Genomic DNA, 17,520 nt, shown 5'->3' on the forward strand with positions numbered 1-17,520 from the left:
CGCCGTGGGTCGCCCGATTCATGTGTCCGGGGCAAGGGTCTGCTAGAACGGACACGGTCGGCCGCGACCGTCGCGGTCCGGTTCTCCGACGACCTGGAGGTCTGATGCCCCGCCCCACCGACGTGCAGGTGTTCGACGCCCGCGCGACCGAGGCCGACCTCGACGAGCTCCGCGCGCGTCTGGCCGCGGCGCGGCTGCCGGAGGCCGAGACGGTCCAGGGCACGACGCCCGGCCCGCGCCGATGGGGGCAGGGCGTTCCCCTGGCCGACCTCGTGGAGGTGGTGAGCTACTGGCGCACCGGGTACAGCTGGCGGTCGTTCGAGGAACGCCTCGACCAGCTCGGCCAGTTCCGCACGACCATCGACGGTCTGGGCATCCACTTCCTGCACCGCCGGTCCCCCCGCGCGGACGCCACCGCGCTGATCATGACCCACGGCTGGCCGGGCAGCATCGCGGAGTTCACCCACATCGTCGACGACCTGGCTGATCCGCGGGACCCCGGTGCGCCGGCGTTCCACGTCGTCGTCCCGTCGCTGCCAGGGTTCGGCTACAGCGACAGGCCGGCCACCACCGGGTGGGGAACGGAGCGGATCGCGGCCGCCTGGGTCGAGCTGATGGACCGGCTGGGCTACGGCACGTTCCTCGCCCACGGCGGCGACTGGGGCGGCAACATCACCACTGTCCTCGCCGGCCGGTTCCCCGAGCAGGTGCTCGGCATCCACACGACGTTCGCGGACGCGCCGCCCGGGTTGACCACCGACGGGCTGAGCGACGTCGAGCGCACGTGGGCCGAGGAGACCCGCGCCTTCTACGAGGGCCCGCGCGGGGCGTACGCGAAGCAGCAGGCGACTCGGCCGCAGACCATCGGGTACTCGCTCGTCGACTCACCGGTCGGGCTCCTCGCCTGGATCCTCGACAAGTTCGCGGAGTGGTCGGACACCGAGGACAGCCCGTTCGAGACGATCTCGATGGACCGGATCCTCGACGACGTCACCCTGTACTGGCTGACGCGTACGGGAGCGTCAGCGGCCCGGATCTACCACGAGAGCCACAGTTCGATGGACCCCGGCCTGCGGGTCGACGTCCCGGCGGCGATCACCATGTACCCCCGGGACATCGAGAAGTGCCCGCTCCCCTGGGCACAGGAGAGGTACCGGCAGATCGTCCGGTGGACGACGCCCGAGGCCGGGGGCCACTTCCCGGCGCTGGAGGTCCCCGGGTACTTCGTCGAGGACCTGCAGGACGGGCTCGCGGCGGTGCTGGCCGCCGGCCGGTGAGCGGTGGTGGGCCGAGCCTTCCCTGTGGACACTCGGCCCGCACCCGGCTAACGTTCCGGCCATGACGTCGCACCTGATCTGCCAGGACTGGTGGCCCGCCGACTAGGCGGGCTCGCGACGCATCCACTCACACGTCCACGACCGCCTCGCCCCGAGGCGGTCGTTTCGTGTTCCCACGCGGCGAGCGGTCCGGGGCGAGCACCCCGAAACCGAGAGGCCCCCGAATGTCCCGTCCCGCCCGTGACGCCACCTCCGACGCCGCCCAGCACCCCCTCCTCGACCGGGTCCTGACCTCCGACGGCTCGCTCCCCTTCGCCCTCCTGCGCCGCCACGGCGGCACCGAGGTCGAGGTCCTGACCGGTGACGTCGTCGACGTCGACCTGTTGCGCGACATCCCGCTCGACGGTGCGCCGGTGCTCGCCGTGGTCCCGTTCCGCCAGGCCCGCGAGCGCGGGTTCACCGTGCACGACGACGGGGCGCCCCTGCGCTGCCTCGTCGTGCGCGAGTCGGAGCAGGTCCCCTTGTCCGACGCCGTCGCCGCCCTCCCGCCCGAGCCGGTGGCCGCCGAGCCGCTCGGCTTCGACGTGCCCGACGACGAGTACGCGGGCATCGTGCGCCGCGTCATCGACGACGAGATCGGGCAGGGCGCCGGAGCCAACTTCGTCGTGATGCGCCGCTTCGAGGCCAGCACCTCCGCAGCACCGGTTTCCACGCTGACGTCGTGGTTCCGGGCCCTGCTCACGCACGAGGTCGGTTCGTACTGGACGTTCGCGGTGCACGCACCGGCTGACGGCGCCGAGTCGCTGTCCCTGGCAGGCGCCACGCCCGAGCGGCACCTGACCCTCGACGACGGCGTCGCCCGGATGAACCCGATCAGCGGCACGTACCGCCACCCGGCGTCGGGCCCCACGCGGGACGGCGTGCTCGAGTTCCTGCGCGACACCAAGGAGAACGAGGAGCTCTTCATGGTGGTGGACGAGGAGATGAAGATGATGAGCGCGCTCTGCCCGGACGGCGGGCGGATCGTCGGCCCGTACCTCAAGCAGATGGCGCGCCTCAGCCACACCGAGTACCTGCTGGAGGGCCGCACCACCGTGGACCCCCGCGAGGCGCTGCGGCTGACGATGTTCGCGCCCACCGTGACCGGGTCGCCGATGGAGAACGCCTGCACGGTCATCGCCCGCCACGAGACTCGGCCGCGCGGCTACTACTCGGGGTTCCTCGCGCTGTTCGAGCCCGACGGCGCCGGCGAGCCGGCCGGGAGCGTCCCGTTCGGCCCCGCGGGCTACTCGCTCGACGCCCCGATCCTCATCCGCACGGCCTACCTGCACGAGGGCGGCCTGGTGTCTGTCCCGGCCGGCGCCACCCTGGTGCGGCACTCGGTGCCCGAGCACGAGGTCGCGGAGACCCGGGCCAAGGCGGCCGGGGTGCTCGCCTCGCTCGGGCTGGTGCCGCGCGGCGCCGGGCCGGACACCGTCGTCGACCTGAACGCGCAGGACGGCGTCGCCGAGGCGCTGACCGCCCGCAACCGCCAGCTCGCCGAGTTCTGGGTGCGTCCGCAGGACGCCGCGCACGCCGCCACGACCACCGCGCCACCCGAGGCCGCGCCGTTCGAACCCGCGAAGGCCTCGCCGCTGACCGGCCGGAGCGTCCTCGTGGTCGATCACGAGGACCAGTTCACGACCATGCTCGCCCATCAGCTGGGCCACCTCGGGATGACCGCCCGCGTGGTGCGGTGGGACGCCGTGGACGACGTGCTCGCGGACGATCTCGTGGTCCTCGGGCCGGGACCCGGCGACCCGCGTGACCTCGAGGATCCCCGCATCGCGAGCATCGCGCGGCGGATCCACGAGCGGGTCACCGCGGGCCGGCCGCTGCTGGCCGTCTGTCTCAGCCACCAGGTGCTGGCGGGTCTCGCCGGCTTCCCGCTCCGCGCCCTGCCCGCACCGCGTCAGGGCGTGCGGCTCGACGCCGACGTGTTCGGCACCACGGCCGCCGTCGGCTACTACAACACCTTCGGCGCACACCTGACCACCGTCGACGCCGCCGCGGCCGACAACCCGGTGGCCCGGCTCGCCCTGGAACCGTCGGTCGACGCCGAGGGCGTGCTCACGGCGCTGCGCGGCCGGGGGGTCGCCTCGGTGCAGGGCCACCTGGAATCGGTCCTCTCGGCCGACGGCCTCACCGTCCTCGAGACCGTCACCCGCCACGTCCTGGGCGTCCCACGCAGGACCACCCGTGTCGCCGGCTGACCCGCGCCCGGCAGCCGGAACGTGGCCGGTCAGGGGACGCGGAACGTGACCGTCCCCACCGGGTTGTCGAACTCCGTGGTGCGCAGGGACACCCGCACCTCCCACTCCCCCGAGGTCGGCAGCACCACCTCGCCGGCGTAGACGCCCGGGCCCAGCGAGCTGACCTCCACCACTCCGAGGTCCACCTCGTCGGCCGTCAGGCTGAGCTGGGGCGCCGCGTAGCCCTCTGCGGGCTCCCCGGCCTGGTCGGTCATCTCGATGGTGAGGGTGGCCGGCCCCACGGCGAGCGGGTCCAGGACGACCTGCGCGGAGATGTCGTCCAGCCGCAGCGACTCCGTCGCGCTCTCACCTGCGACCTCCCTCTGCCCGTCGACCTGCCCATCGACGGAGCTGACGGCCACCTCTGCCTCGGGGCTCCGGTCCACCAGGAACCCGGTCACGACCAGGACAGCGACCAGCACACCTGCCTCCGCGAGCGCCGTGCGGACCACCGGCGTGGCTGCGGACCCCCGGTCGCGGCGCCGGGCGGGCGGGCGGAGGCGCGGCATCAAGGCGTACCGGTTCCACGCGGCGAGGGCGATCGCGACCAGCGCGATCAGGACCTTGACGAGGAGGAGGGTTCCGTAGCCTGTCTCGACGAGCGCGTCCCAGGATCCGGCGATCCGCCAGGCCAGGAAGGACCCGGCGAGCACGAGCACCGCCAGCAGGCCGGCGGCCCAGGTGGAGAATCTGCGGAGCACGACGGCGCCGGAGTCGCCGCGCGCGAGGTCTCCGAGCACCAGGACGATCGCTACCAGCCCGCCGAGCCACAGGGTTCCCGCGGCCAGGTGCAGCACGTCCACGCCGATCACCAGCGCCTCGGGAGTCGTTGCCCTCGTGTGGCCGGTGAACGCCGGCGCGGCGACCGCGAGGACGCATCCGACCAGGACCAGGGCGGTCCTGGTCCGGCCGGGGGCGCCGGCGGCCGGGAGCGACGCGCCGGCGAGCGCGAGGCCCGCGACCACGACGGCGGGGACGACGTACTCGGCCGGCGCGAGCGCCGACCAGGTCGTACCCTCGGTGATCGCCGACGCCGGGAGGCCGAGCTGGTAGAGCGCGACCAGGGGTACGGCCAGCGACCAGCCGAGAGCAGCGGCGACGGCTGCCGCGCGCGCGACCGGGCGGAGCCGGGTGCGCGAGCGGTTGGCTCCGCGGTCCGGCGGAAGGAGCAGGACCGAGAAGGCCGCCACTCCGGCGGCCACGAGGAGGCCTACGTAGCCCAGCCCGCGGACGAGGCCGAGCAGAAGGGGTGCGTCGGTGCGGGCGTCCGCGGTGGTGGCAGGCACGTCCACCACCTCGCTGTGGGCGCCGACGGCGAAGGTCAGCGAGCCGCCGATCGGGTGCCCGTCCTCCGACACGAGCCGCCACAGGACCACGAGCGTGCCGTCGGGGACGGCCTCGTCGAGGTCGACGAACAGCCGCGACCCACGGACGGACGCCGACGAGTCCACCTCGTCGCCCGTCGCGTCGAACACCTTGATCCCCGCGGGGACGCCGATCACGGACTCGTTGAAGGTGAACGTGACGCGCTCGGGGGCGGTCTCGAGCACCGCGCCTTCTGCCGGGTCGGTGCTGACGAGCGTGGCGTGGGCGGCGGCGCTGCCCATCCCCGGGCCGAGGAGAAGCGCGCAGACGAGGGCGAACAGGAGCAACCAGCTGCCGGTGCGCCGCCCCGCGCTCCGGCGCATCACTGCGTCGGGGCGCATCACTGGCGTCGGCGGCGCCGCAGGAGGACCGCTGCGCCCACCAGGATGCCCGCGACCAGGACACCGGCCGCACCGTAGGTGATCAGGGGGTCGCGCTCCTCGGCGCCGGCGGCCGCGCTCGCCGCCCCGGGGTCGCCCGCGGGGCTCGGTGCCTCGCGGTCGGCCGCCGGGCTCGCGGGGTCGCCTGCGGGACTTGCCGCCTCGGCGCCACCGGAGGTCACGACGACGACCGGCGCCGGCCGGTCGAGCGTGTCGTGCCCCTCCTCGTGCTCGGCGACCTCGGTCCAGGCCGCCTCACCGTCCTCGCACTGCTGGATGACCGGGAAGACGAGCGTCGCGCCGACGTCGTCGGGCAGGCGCACGGAGAACTCGACCTCGGCGTGCTCCCCGTCCGGGAGCGGTTCCTGGGTCGTCCAGGTCAGACCGTCCGCGGCCTGGTCGACCGCCCAGCGGTCCGTGCCGGGTGCGGTCACGTCCGCGACCTCCTCGGGCATCCGGAGGGAGATCGCGGTCGTCGCCGACTCCCCGCAGCCGTGCGGGATCTCGACCCGGAGGACGGCCGTCGCACCCGCCGCGGTCGTGGACGGCGTGATGGTCACGTGGGCCGTCGCCGGTGTCGACCCGAGAGCGACGAGGCCGACGGCGACGAGTCCGGACAGCGTCACGCGACGAACGAAGGTCGTGCGATTCATGGTGGCTCCCGGGGTGGAGGTGGCCAGCACACCAAACCAGCCGGTCGAACGGCTGTCAAGAGTGTGAACTGACGGTCGAAAACGTGGACTGTATGGCGTGGGACGCGTACGGTGGTTCATGTCACTGAATCAAGGTCGCTCTCGTGAACGCGTGTTATGCGGGCGGCCGCCTCCGGAGGGAAGACATGCCCAACATCAACGTCGAGCTACTCCGCGGCCGCAGCCTCGAGCAGCGTCGCGACTTCGCCAAGGCCGTGGCCGACTGCGCCGTCGAGATCCTGGGCGCCCGGCGCCAGGACGTCCGCATGGTCTTCAGCGAGATCACCCCCGACATCGTCGCCAACGGCGGCGTGCTCGCCAGCGAGGACGAGAGCCGCGCCGGCGTGGTCGCCTCGCTGGCCGACGACTGACGCTGCCGCAGGCGTAGAACCTGAGCAGACCGGCTGACGTACGGCGTGGGCCCGGAGGATCTTCCTCCGGGCCCACGCCGCTCTCCGTGCTACCGCACCCTGACCGTCACCTTCGTCTCCGCCCGCAGGGCGAGCTCGCTGCCGAGGTAGGACGCCGTCAGCGTCAGGTCACGGCCCTTGGGCCGTGCCACCTCGAAGCTCGCTCGACCGTTCTGGACGGTACCGACGAGGGTCTCACCGCCCTGGATCGCCACCCGCACCTCACCCGTCACGGGAACCTCGTTCGCCGCGGTGAGCGACACGTCGACGACCGCCTGCTTGCCCGCGGCCTTCGTCGCCGAGATCTCCATGGTGGGCACCACCTTCTCCACCGTGACCCTGACCTCCGACGAGGAGGCCCGGTGATCGGCGTCGCCCGCGTAGCGCAGGGTCAGGTCGTGCACCCCCGGCAGGAGCGAGGTGGCCGGCAGGACGAGAGTTCCTCGTCCGTCCGCGATCGTGGCCTTCCCGAGGCTCGTGTCGCCGTCGGACAGCTCGACCTCGCCCGCGGCCGTGTCCGGTGACACCGCCACCGAGACCGTGCCCGCCGTGCCGTACGTGATGGGCAGCGCGACTCCGGCCACCGCCGTCACCGCCGGCGACTTCACCGTGATCGTCACCCTGGCCGGCGCGGACAGGTCCGTCCCGTCGTCGGCCCGGTAGGTGAAGACGTCGTTGCCGGAGAACCCGGCGTCGGAGGTGTAGGTGAACGAGCCGTCCGCCGCCAGCGTGACCTCGCCGTTGGCGGGCTGCGTGACCGCGGTAGCGGTGAGGACGTTGCCGTCGGCGTCGGTGTCGTTGGCCAGCACACCCGGTGCCGGGAGCGTCAACGGCTCCCCGCCCACTGCCTCGTAGGCGTCATGACCCGCCTCCGGAGCCGTGTTGACCGGCGGCTGCTCGCCCTCCTCCACGGTGATCGTCACCGTCGTGGCCGCCGACTCCGCTGTGCCGTCGGAGGCCTTGTAGGTGAACGTGTCCGTGCCGGCGAACCCGGCGTCCGGCGTGTAGGTGAACGAACCGTCCGTTCCCAGGTCGACGACACCGTGGGCGGGCTGCGTGAGCCCCGTCGCCGTCAGCTCGTCGCCGTCGGCGTCGGTGTCGTTGGCCAGGACGCCAGGCGCCTGCACCGTCAGCGGCTCGTCCTCGACGGTGCCGTAGGCGTCCGCCGCACCCACCGGGGCCGCGTTCGCGGCCGGACCGGTGTGGAGCTCACCCACCTGCTCGGCGGTCAGCTCGTACCCGAACATGCGGAACTCGTCGACCAGGCCGTCCCAGCGGGCATCCGGCCAGCTGGTGCCGCCTATGAGGTTGGTCGTCGTCTGGCCGCCCACGCCGACGTCACCGATGTCGACGGTGAAGTCGTCGCGCGTGGCCTGGAGCTCGCCGTCGAAGTAGATCTTGCCGACCGAGCCGCTCTGGGTGAACACCACGTGCGTCCACTCGTTCAGCGGCAGGTCGTTGCCCTGCCCCAGCACCAGACGCTCCTGTCCGCCGCCCGGCGCCTTGAACGTCGCGGCGAAGCCGGTCGCGCCGCTGGCCTGGGTGTTGGACTGCAGCAGGAAGAACGTGTCGGTGCTGCTGCCGATCTGCAGCAGCGGCACCCACATGGGCAGCGCGTCCGGACGGGTCCAGAGCGAGACGCTGAACTGGTCGTCCATGCCCGCCTCGATGTTGTCCGGCAGCTCGACCTGGTTACCCGTGCCCGAGGCACCGCCCGGCAGGTTGATGCCCGCACCGAACTTGCCGTCCGGGGTCCAGCCGGCCGCTCCGGAGAGCGTCGCCGCCCCGACCGAACCGTCCAGACCGGTGTTGGCCGCCGTGGTGCCCTGACCCTCGTCGAAGGCGTAGTGGATCGGCGTGCCCTCACCCGGCGGCGGTCGCTCGACCGTGTGCTTGACGGTCTGCGCCGAGTCGCGCCATCCGTCGTCGGCGAGGAAGCGGACCTCGACGTCGTGCTCGCCCGGTGAGAGGGCGACGCCGGTGAACCGCACCGCTCCGTCGACCAGGTCGGCCTGGCCGCCGATGCGGGTCCCGTCGACCCACAGCTCCGCGACGCCCGCGGGAGCCGCATCAGAACCGGCCTCGATGACGGCGGAGACGTCGACCGGCTCGCCGAACGGCGACGGGGAGGCCTGCTCGACGGTGACCGTGGTGGTCGTGGCGATCGCGGTGCCGTCGGCGTGCATCGCCGCGACGTCGGCGTCGCTCAGCGTCGAGGTGTAGACGCGCACGTCGTCCATGAGGCCGTCGTACGCAGGGTCCGGGTAGCCGTTGCGCCCCAGCCAGTTGTTGGCCGTCGGCCCGACGTCGGTCATGTCGATCGTCAGGTCGTCGCGCGAGGCGATCGGCTCACCGTTGAGGTAGAGCGTCCCTGTCGCACCCTGCCGGGTGAAGGCGACGTGGTTCCACTCGTCCACGGCCACGTCACGAGTCGGCGTGGCGTAGACCCGCTCCTGCAGCGCCGCACCCTTGGCCTTGAACGTGGCCGCGAGCCCGGTGGCGCCGGAGGCGTTGGTCCGCGTCTGGATCTGGAAGAAGCTCCCCGCGTCACCGAGACCGTCGCCGAGGTGGAACAGACCGGCCCAGTCCGAGGTCGTGCGTGGCTTGACCCAGAACGAGGTGCTGAAGCTCGCCTCGCCCTGGAGCAGGTTGTCGGGCAGGTCCACCGCGTTGGCGTTGGTCCCGCCGGCGAGATCGACCGCGCCGCCGAGCACGCCGCTGTCGCTCCACCCGCTCTCCCCCGTCAGCGTGGCGGCGCCCACGGACATCTCCGTGCCGGTGTTGGCGGCGCTGGTTCCGGAGCCCTCTTCGAACTCGTAGTGGACCGGGATGTCGGAGGCGCCGGGATCGGAGCCCACGACCACGAGGTCGTCGATCATGACGCCCGCACCGGAGTCTCCGGCGGTGATCGTCAGGTCCTGCGACCGCGCCCCCGCGACGAACGTGCCGACGTACTTCCCGAACGCGTCCTGCGACGACACGTCCGCCTCCGCCGTCAGGGTCGCCGACAGGTCGCCGACCGAGAGGTTCGCCGTGCCCGGTGCGGTGCCGGCGGACCGGCTGTCGCGGGCGTAGCGCAGGGAGATCCGGTACTCACGGCCCGGGTCGAGACCCTTGAGCGTGCGGGTCAGGCTGCCCTCGCTCCCCACACCGAGGTGGTACCCGGTCAGGCCGAGACCGCCCTGGCTGGGCGCGGCCGCGCGGACCAGCTGGACCGTGCTGTCGACCTCCCACGGGGACATCCGGCCGTCGCCGGGAGCGACGTCCACGACCGCCGGCGGGTTGGCGGAGCGCCACTCGGCCGGGATCCGCGGGTACTCGAGCTGGTCGACCAGGTGCGGAGCGCGGGCGTCCATCTCGACCGTCGGGTCGATCTGGACGATGTCGGCCACTGACGGCGTGCCGTCCTCGTCGAAGACGAACAGCATGTACGCACCGGGCGGGGCGTAGGTGCCGTCGACCGGGGTCTCGATCGTGAGGTTGTCACCGTCCTGGGCGAACGCCAGGTCCTGGAAGTTCTGGTCGTTGTTGAACCCGTGTGTCACGGAGCCGTTGCGGACCAGGGTGACGCGGGAGACCGGACCGTCGGTCCGCACGTCGAACGTGCCGTCGTAGCCGACCTTCTTCGGGACGGCCGTGACGTCCGGGCGCACGGCCGGCTCGTCGCCGTCGAACAGGTAGGACGGGGAGTAGAACTCCACGTCCGTGTAGTTGCGCGGGCCTGGCGTCCCGCCGCCGCCCAGCATCAGGCGGCCGTCGGGCAGGAGCAGCGCGGTCGAGTGGTAGAGGCGGGCGTGCTCGTAGGGCACCTCCACCTCGGTCCACCTGCCGGTGTCGGGGTTCCAGATCTCGGCGTTGGTGACGTAGCCCCCGTTGCCGTTGTTGGCGCGGGAACCGCCGGTGACGATCACGTTGCCGTCGGGCAGCACGGTGGAGGTGGCCCAGTGCCGCTGGTGCTTCATCGGCTCGGTCGCCTCGACCACCGGCGCGTCGGTGCCGCCGGTGATGTCGACGGTGAAGCCGGCACGCGCGCCGGCCGGGCCTCCGCCGTTGACCCACCAGCCACCGCCGACCTGCAGGATCTTGCCGGGACGGTACATGGTCGCGGTCGACGTGGCGCCCACCGGGTTGCCGAGCCCGTCCTGGTCGGCGATCTCGGCGGGCAGCGTGCCCCGCAGGGTCACCGCGCCGTCGCCCGACGGGTCGAGCTCGAACATCTGGGTGCCGGAGATGTTGAAGACGTTGCCGTTGCCCGGCGCGACGAATGCGCGCGGGTACCACCAGCGGTTCTCGTCGGGACCGTTGCCGTTCCCGCCGTCGCCGTAGGCCGCCGCGCTCGTGGCGCCCTCGAGCAGCTTCCAGGAGCTGCCCTCGTCCGGGGTGTAGATCTCCGGGGTCAGCACGCCGGGGCCACCGGGGCCACCCTTGAGGCTGCCCCCCTGCACGACGACGGAGCCGTCGGGAAGGGTGGTGCCCGTGGGGTACCAGCGCGGGTAGTTCATCGGGGCCTCGTTGCGCAGCCCCTGGTTGGTCGTGTAGCTGGTGACGCCGAGAGCCGCGTCGTTGGGCGCGTTGCCGCCCAGTCCGTCGTCACCACCGACGGTCAGCGTGGCTCGCCGGTGCGGCATCTGGACCTGCATCGAGCAGAACAGGTCGGTGTACGTCGTGTTCTCGACGAGCCCCGTGGTGACGTTGGCCGCCGTGCGCGGCTCGTCAGGATCCCAGATGTCGACCTCCATCTGGCCGCCCTGGGTGACGCACGAGTTGCCGCCGAAGTCGTAGGGCGTGCCGTCGGTGCAGCCGGAGGAGACGCTGCCGAAGGACTGGACCTTGCCGTCGGACGTCAGCGCCGCGTTGATCGGGACCAGCGGCCAGGGCGTGACGCCGCTCCACGAGCCCTGCTCGGACTTGTCCGGCGCCGAGCAGTCGGCCGTGAGGAGGCCGGCGGAGTAGGCCAGGCCGTTCTTCATGTGCGTGCGGATCGGGGCCTCGGCGTACGCGCTGCCCTCGTGACCCATCCCCGAGTACCAGGACCGGCCGGAGTCGATCTCCTGGCACCAGGTGATCGGGTGGGTCGTGCCGTTCTCACCCATGCCGTAGGACGTCTCGTCGGCCTCCAACAGGGTGCGCACGTTGGGGGCCGGGTTGACGAGCCAGTCGTACCACTCGTCGCTGCGGGTGAACTCGGCGGGCAGCCCCTGGGTCAGCGGGTGCGCGGTGTCCTTGACCACGACCCGGCCCGGGCGCACCGCGGGGTTCTCGGGGTGACCCTCGGACATCGCGCCGACGAGCTTGGCGTAGAACGGGTTCACGTCGTGCTCGCTCTGCCCGACCGACCAGCCTGCGTAGTGCAGGCCCATGTATCCGCCGCCGCCACGGATGTAGCTCTCCAGCGCGGCACGCTGGTTCACGTCGAACAGCACGCCTCCGGTCTGGGCGAAGACCACGGCGTCCTTGGTCGCGAGGTTCTCCGTGGTGAACGCGGCGGGGTCGTCGGTCTCCTGGATGTCGACGGGCTGGGAGTACTCCTCGCCCAGATCCGTGGCGAGGTCGCGCACGGCCTGGCGGGCCTGGACGTGCGAGGCGTGGAAGTTGGGCTTGTAGAACAGCAGCACCCGCAGCTCGCCGTCGTCGACGGATCCGACGGCGGCCTCCGCGGAGGCCGTCGTCGTGGGTGCGGCCTGCGCGACACCGGCCCCGAGGGGCACGGCCACCGCGAGGGCGGTCAGCATGGCGGCCAGGTGGGCGGGCGCTCTGCGGACGCGGCGCGCGTCGCGGCGCCGGCCGGCTCTGCGTAGCAAATTCATCGTTGAATTCCTTTTCGCATGTGGTTCATGGGCATGACGGCAGCCCGGACGGCCGGCCCCGCACAGGGGCGGCCGCCCAGACCTCACTCCGGGTTGTTCCTGCGTCTTCCTCTCAGCGCCTGCGGCGCACGGTCACCGCAGCTCTGCGATGACGGTCTTGAGCTCGGTGTAGTCGTCCAGGCCGAACGAGCCCAGCTCGCGGCCCCAGCCGGACTGCTTGAAGCCGCCCCGCGGGAGGGTGACGTCGTCGGCGTGCCAGGTGTTGAGCCAGACCGTTCCGGCCCGGAGCCTGCTCCCGACCCGGTGAGCCGTGCTGAGGTCGCGCGACCACACACCTGCGGCCAGCCCGTAGACGGTGTTGTTCGCCGCCGCGACGACCTCGTCCTCCGTGTCGAACGGGATCGCGGTGATGACGGGCCCGAAGATCTCGTCGGTCTGGACGGCCATCTGCTCGGTGACACCGGTGATGAGGGTCGGGGCGAAGAAGTAGCCGTTCTCGGCAGCCGGGTCAGGGCTGCCCGCGGCGAGCGTGGCGCCGTCGGCGACCGCGCCACGGACGTAGCCCATGACCTTCTCGTGCTGTTCCTGCGAGACCAGCGGCCCCATCGTGGTCGCCGGGTCGAAGGCGTCGCCGACCTTGATGGCCCGCGCCGCCGCGGCAACTCCCTCGATCACCTGGTCGAACACCTCGCGCTGGACGTAGAGGCGCGAGCCGTTGACGCAGCACTGGCCCTCGTTGAAGTAGCCCGCGAGCGCGGCTCCGGCGATCGCGGCGTCGAGGTCGGCGTCCGCGAAGATGATGTTGGGTGCCTTGCCGCCGAGCTCCAGCGACACCTTCTTGAGGTTCTTCGAGGCGCCGGCGGCGATCTTCTTGCCGACCTCGGTGCTGCCGGTGAAGGCGACCTTGTCGACGCCGGGGTGGTCGACCAGGGCGGCGCCCGCGTCACCGAACCCGGGCAGGATGTTGACGACGCCGGCCGGGACGCCGGCCTCCAGCAGCAGCTCGCCGAGCCGGAGCGCGGTGAGCGGGGTCTGCTCGGCCGGCTTGAGCACGATGGTGTTGCCCGCCGTGATCGACGGGACGATCTTGAAGGCGGCCATCGTGAGGGGGAAGTTCCACGGCACGATGCCCGCGACGACGCCGATGGCCTCGCGGCGGGTGTAGGCGTGGAAGTCGCGGCCGGGCACCGACATCGGGATCGTCGTGCCCTCCATCTTGGTGGCCCAGCCGGCGAAGTAGCGGAACAGCTCGGCGGCCACGCCGACGTCGCCCCGGGCGGACGCGAGGCTCTTGCCGTTGTCGAGGGACTCGAGCTGCGCGAACTCCTCGGCGCGCTCGTCGATCATGTCGCCGATGCGCCACAGCAGGTGCGAACGGTCACGCGGCGTCATCGTCGACCACGGGCCCGTCTCGAACGCGTTGCGAGCGGCCACGACCGCACGATCGGCGTCGACCGCCGAGGCCTGGGCGACCTGGACGAGGACCTCTGCGGTCGCGGGGTTCACCGTGGCGAAGGTCTGGCCTTCCTTGGCGTCCACCCACTCGCCGTCGATCAGCAGCTGCTTGGGTGAGGAGAGGAACGAGGAGACTGCGGGCAGGAGATGGGAGCTCTCGGACATGGCGAGCCTTCCGTGGGTTGGGTTCGGGGTTCAGGGACGGTCGTGAGGTGAGGCGGGGCAGGACCACGACTACTTGATGATCAGCACCTTCGATCGGTCGAGGGTGAGCGCGACGGCGGCGACGATGATCGCACCGTAGAGAATCTGCTCGTACGCCGACGGGACGCCCACGATCGGCAGCCCGACGCGCAGCAGGGTCACCACGAGCGCCCCGGCGAGGCTGCGCCAGAGCGAACCGTGCCCGCCGGTGATGGCGGTACCGCCCACCACGATGGCCGCCACCGCCGGGAGCAGCAGGTTGTCGGCCATGGTGGGGCTGCCGCTGAAGTTCCGGGAGACGAGCATGACCGCGGCCAGGCCGGCGCAGGCCCCGGAGACGGTGAAGGCGGCGACCTTGACCCGGTCGACCGGCGCGCCGGCCAGCCGCGCCGAGGACTCGGAGTAGCCGATGGACCGTACCCAGGTCTCGAGCGGGGTGAGCCGGAGGACCAGGGAGACCACCACGACGACGAGCAGCGCGACGACGAAGGCCATCGGCACCACGCCACCGACGTAGAGCGTGAGCCAGTTGGTGGCGTCGCGGTCGACCACCCGGATCGGGCCGGCGTCGGAGATCACCAGCGCGACCGCGGAGAAGATGCTCATCCCGCCGAGCGTGACGATGAACGACGGGATGCGGAACAGCACGTGGGCGACGCCCTGCAGCGCGCCGATCGCGCCGGTGGCCGCGATGACCGCGACGGTGGTGAGCCCGTCGAGGTCGGGCAGCCACAACGCGAAGAAGACCGTCGCGAGCGAGCAGAGCGCGGCGATCGACAGGTCGATGCCGCCGCACAGGACCACCAGCGTGGCGCCCGCCGCGAGGACGACGAGGGGTGCGGAGGTGCGGACCGCCGCCGTGAGGCTGCTGAGCGTCAGGAAGTCCGGGTCGGCGATGGTGAGCGCCGCCAGGAGCACGACGAGCGCGATGACCGGCATGAACGACGTGAGGCGCTGGCCGACGGTCGGGCGGCCGGTGACCGCCGGGTCGGCGCCGGCCGGCTTGGCGAGGACGGGTGCGGACATGGTCAGACCATCTCCTTGACGAGGTCGAGCGGGGTCGGCTTTCCGCCGGCGGGGGCGGCAACCTCCGTGGTGGCGCGGCCATCGCTCATCACGATGATCCGGTCGGACATGCCGATCGCCTCCTCGAGGCTGTCGGCCAGCAGCACCGTGGCCACTCCGCTCGCCGCGAGCTCCCGCATCAGGCGGTACACCTCCGAGCGTGCTCCGATGTCGAGGCCACGGGTCGGGTGGTCGAGCAGCAGCAGCCGGACGTCGCCGGCCACCAGCCAGCGAGCCAGGACCACCTTCTGCTGGTTGCCGCCCGACAGGCGCTGGATCGCGGTGCCCCGGTGCGGGGTGCGGATCGAGAGCCGCTCGATCCACCGGTCCACGAGCTTCGCCTGCTTCCGCGGCCGCACCAGGGGGCCGGTGCAGCGGGACTGCTGCTTGGTGAGCGTCATGTTGTCGGCCACCGACATCGGGCCGACCATGCCCTCGGTCTTGCGCTCGGCCGGTACGTACCCGATGCCGGCCGCGCACGCGGCGCGCGTGCCGGACAGGTCGAGCTTCTTGCCGTCGAGCACGACCTCGCCGGCCGTGGTGGGCTCGGCGCCGAAGAGGGCCCTGCACACGTCCTCGCGGCCCGAGCCGTGGACACCGACGATGCCGACGATCTCACCGGCGTGGACGTCGAGGTCGACGTCGCGGAACGTCGTGCCCGTCAGGCCACGCACCACGAGACGAGGTCTGCGTGGCTCGTCGGACGGCCCGGCGGCCGCACCGTGGTAGTGGTCGTCGGACCCGGTCGATCCGATCATCATCCGGTGCAGCTCGGCCGGGGCGGCGCCCGCTGCCGACACCTCGCCCACCGACTGGCCACCGCGCAGCACGGCGACCCGGTCGCAGACGTCGAGCACCTCGTCCAGCCGGTGGGAGACGAAGACGACGGACGCGAGCTCGCGCAGCCGGCGCACCTGGGTGAACAGGGTCTCGATCTCCTTGGACTCCAGCACAGAGGTGGGCTCGTCGAGGATGATCACCGGCGGGTGGGACGTGCGCTCCTCGATGCGGAGCACCTTGGCGATCTCGACCATCTGCCGGTCGGCGAAGCTCAGGCTGTCGGTGCGGGCGAGCGGGTCGATGTGCGACCCGATCTTGTCCAGCTGCTCCTGGGCGAGCTTGCGCATCGTGTCCCAGCGGTAGATGCCGCGGCGCACGCCCCGGCCTTCGCTGCCGAGCACGATGTTCTCGGCCGCGGTGAGGTTGGGCACGAGGGACTGCTCCTGGAACACCATGCCGATGCCGTGGTCGGCGGCGTCGCCGATGCTCCCCAGCCGCACCCGCTCACCGCGCACCCAGATCTCGCCCGCATCCGGCCGCACCAGTCCGACCAGGGCCTTGAGCAGCGTGGACTTGCCTGCACCGTTCTCGCCGGCGAGGCCGAGCACCTCGTTCCTGCGCACGACGAGGTCGACGCCGTCGAGGGCCTTGACGCCCGGGTAGTGCTTGACCAGACCGCGTACCTCGAGGGCCGGCGCCGAGGCCGGCACCAGCGGGTCGGGCTGGGTCTGCAGGTTTGTGGTCACTTGGTCACCTGGTTCCTACGACGCTGTGGGATGACCGCCGCCGCGACGGCCGCGACGACGATGAGGCCCTGGACACCGCCCTGCCAGTAGGGGCTCACCCCGACCTGGACGAGGCCGTTGGTGAGGACGGTCACCAGCAGCACGCCGACCGCGGAGTGGAGGATGCCCCCGCGGCCGCCGATGAGCAGGGTGCCGCCGACCACCGCGGCGGTGATGGACGAGAAGTCGTAACCTCTGCCCGCCTGGACGAGGCCGGCGCCGAGCTGGCTGGTGACCAGCACGCCTGCGAGGCCGTAGAACGCACCGGCCATGGTGAAGACCGCCACCTTGTAGGGCGCGACCCGCACCCCGGAGAGCGCCAGCACCTCCTCGGCGCCGCCGATCGCGAAGGCGTACCGGCCCAGGCGCGTGTAGCGCTGGATCAGCCAGCCCACGAGCACGCAGGCGAGGGCGATCCAGGTCAGGCGCGCCAGACCGAGGAACCGCTCGACCGCCCAGCCCTCGAGCATCGGGTCGGTGATGTTGGGCTGCACGCCAGCGAACAGGAGGGTCGCGATGCCGAGGCCCACGGCGGAGACGCCGAGGGTCGTCATGAACGACGGCACCTTGAGCATGACGAGGGCGAGCCCGCTGAGGCAGCCGAGCGCGGCCCCGAGGGCGACGGCGGCGGCGATCCCGAGGAGCCCGAAGTCGTTGTCGTTGCGGTTGTTGGCGACCAGGAGGGCGACCGTGATCGCGGACGCCCCCATGATCCCAGGGGCGGAGAGGTCGATGGACCCCATCATCAGCACGAAGCTGATGCCGCAGGTCACGACGGCGAGGACCGCCGCGGCGTCCAGGACGTTCTGCACGTTGGAGACCGTGCGGAAGTCGGGACTGAGGATCGCGAAGACCCCGAAGATGACGATCAGGGCGATCGACGGGCCGGTGTCCCTGAGCAACACCCCCCGCCGAGACCGGGGGCGCTGCGCCTGCACGACGTCGGTGCCGGCTTCGGTACCGGCTTCGCTACCGGCCTCTCTGCCGGTCTCGGTGGGGGATGTCATGG

10 protein-coding genes are annotated in these 17,520 nt (G+C 72.0%); 3 read left to right on the plus strand and 7 right to left on the minus strand.

The window, feature by feature from the left end; translation table 11 throughout:
* The first annotated feature begins 104 nt into the window (after positions 1-104).
* Both ACYVK7_RS11195 and ACYVK7_RS11200 read left to right on the plus strand, forming a co-directional pair.
* A complete protein-coding gene (locus tag ACYVK7_RS11195; protein ID WP_460887753.1) occupies positions 105-1,277 on the plus strand; it encodes an epoxide hydrolase family protein in 1,173 nt (390 codons plus the stop codon).
* 224 nt (positions 1,278-1,501) lie between these two features.
* Positions 1,502-3,529, plus strand: a complete 2,028-nt coding sequence (locus ACYVK7_RS11200) for a chorismate-binding protein (RefSeq protein ID WP_460887754.1) — start codon at positions 1,502-1,504, stop codon at positions 3,527-3,529.
* Positions 3,530-3,558: 29 nt separating this feature from the next.
* On the opposite strand, the gene ACYVK7_RS11205 is transcribed toward ACYVK7_RS11200, so the two are convergent.
* Together ACYVK7_RS11205 and ACYVK7_RS11210 are read right to left on the minus strand one after the other, a co-directional pair.
* Positions 3,559-5,274, minus strand: coding sequence for a CopD family protein (locus tag ACYVK7_RS11205; protein ID WP_460887755.1), 1,716 nt, complete (start codon positions 5,272-5,274; stop codon positions 3,559-3,561).
* Positions 5,274-5,966 carry a YcnI family copper-binding membrane protein gene (locus tag ACYVK7_RS11210; RefSeq protein ID WP_460887756.1) on the minus strand — a complete coding sequence of 231 codons (693 nt, stop codon included), beginning with the start codon at positions 5,964-5,966 and terminating at the stop codon, positions 5,274-5,276. Before ACYVK7_RS11210 ends, ACYVK7_RS11205 begins: the two co-directional genes overlap by 1 nt.
* A gap of 185 nt (positions 5,967-6,151) precedes the next feature.
* On the opposite strand from ACYVK7_RS11210, the gene ACYVK7_RS11215 reads away from it, so the two are divergent.
* The gene (locus ACYVK7_RS11215; RefSeq protein ID WP_460887757.1) at positions 6,152-6,376 is read left to right on the plus strand and encodes a tautomerase family protein; all 225 of its coding nucleotides are present in this window, start codon (positions 6,152-6,154) and stop codon (positions 6,374-6,376) included.
* Positions 6,377-6,465: 89 nt separating this feature from the next.
* Here the strand turns inward: ACYVK7_RS11215 and ACYVK7_RS11220 are convergent, their stop codons facing one another.
* The 5 genes from ACYVK7_RS11220 to ACYVK7_RS11240 form a co-directional block, all read right to left on the minus strand.
* The gene (locus tag ACYVK7_RS11220) at positions 6,466-12,222 is read right to left on the minus strand and encodes a LamG-like jellyroll fold domain-containing protein (RefSeq protein ID WP_460887758.1); all 5,757 of its coding nucleotides are present in this window, start codon (positions 12,220-12,222) and stop codon (positions 6,466-6,468) included.
* A 132-nt stretch (positions 12,223-12,354) separates the two neighbouring features.
* On the minus strand, positions 12,355-13,842 hold the full coding sequence (locus ACYVK7_RS11225) for an aldehyde dehydrogenase family protein (RefSeq protein ID WP_460887759.1): 1,488 nt from the start codon (positions 13,840-13,842) through the stop codon (positions 12,355-12,357).
* A gap of 69 nt (positions 13,843-13,911) precedes the next feature.
* Entirely contained in the window at positions 13,912-14,907 is a 996-nt protein-coding gene (locus tag ACYVK7_RS11230; protein WP_460887760.1) for an ABC transporter permease, read from the minus strand.
* Between the two features lie 2 nt (positions 14,908-14,909).
* Positions 14,910-16,472 carry a sugar ABC transporter ATP-binding protein gene (locus ACYVK7_RS11235; RefSeq protein WP_460887761.1) on the minus strand — a complete coding sequence of 521 codons (1,563 nt, stop codon included), beginning with the start codon at positions 16,470-16,472 and terminating at the stop codon, positions 14,910-14,912.
* On the minus strand, positions 16,469-17,518 hold the full coding sequence (locus ACYVK7_RS11240) for an ABC transporter permease (protein ID WP_460887762.1): 1,050 nt from the start codon (positions 17,516-17,518) through the stop codon (positions 16,469-16,471). Before ACYVK7_RS11240 ends, ACYVK7_RS11235 begins: the two co-directional genes overlap by 4 nt.
* Positions 17,519-17,520: the final 2 nt, after the last annotated feature.

It is taken from the genome of Promicromonospora xylanilytica, from assembly GCF_054782895.1.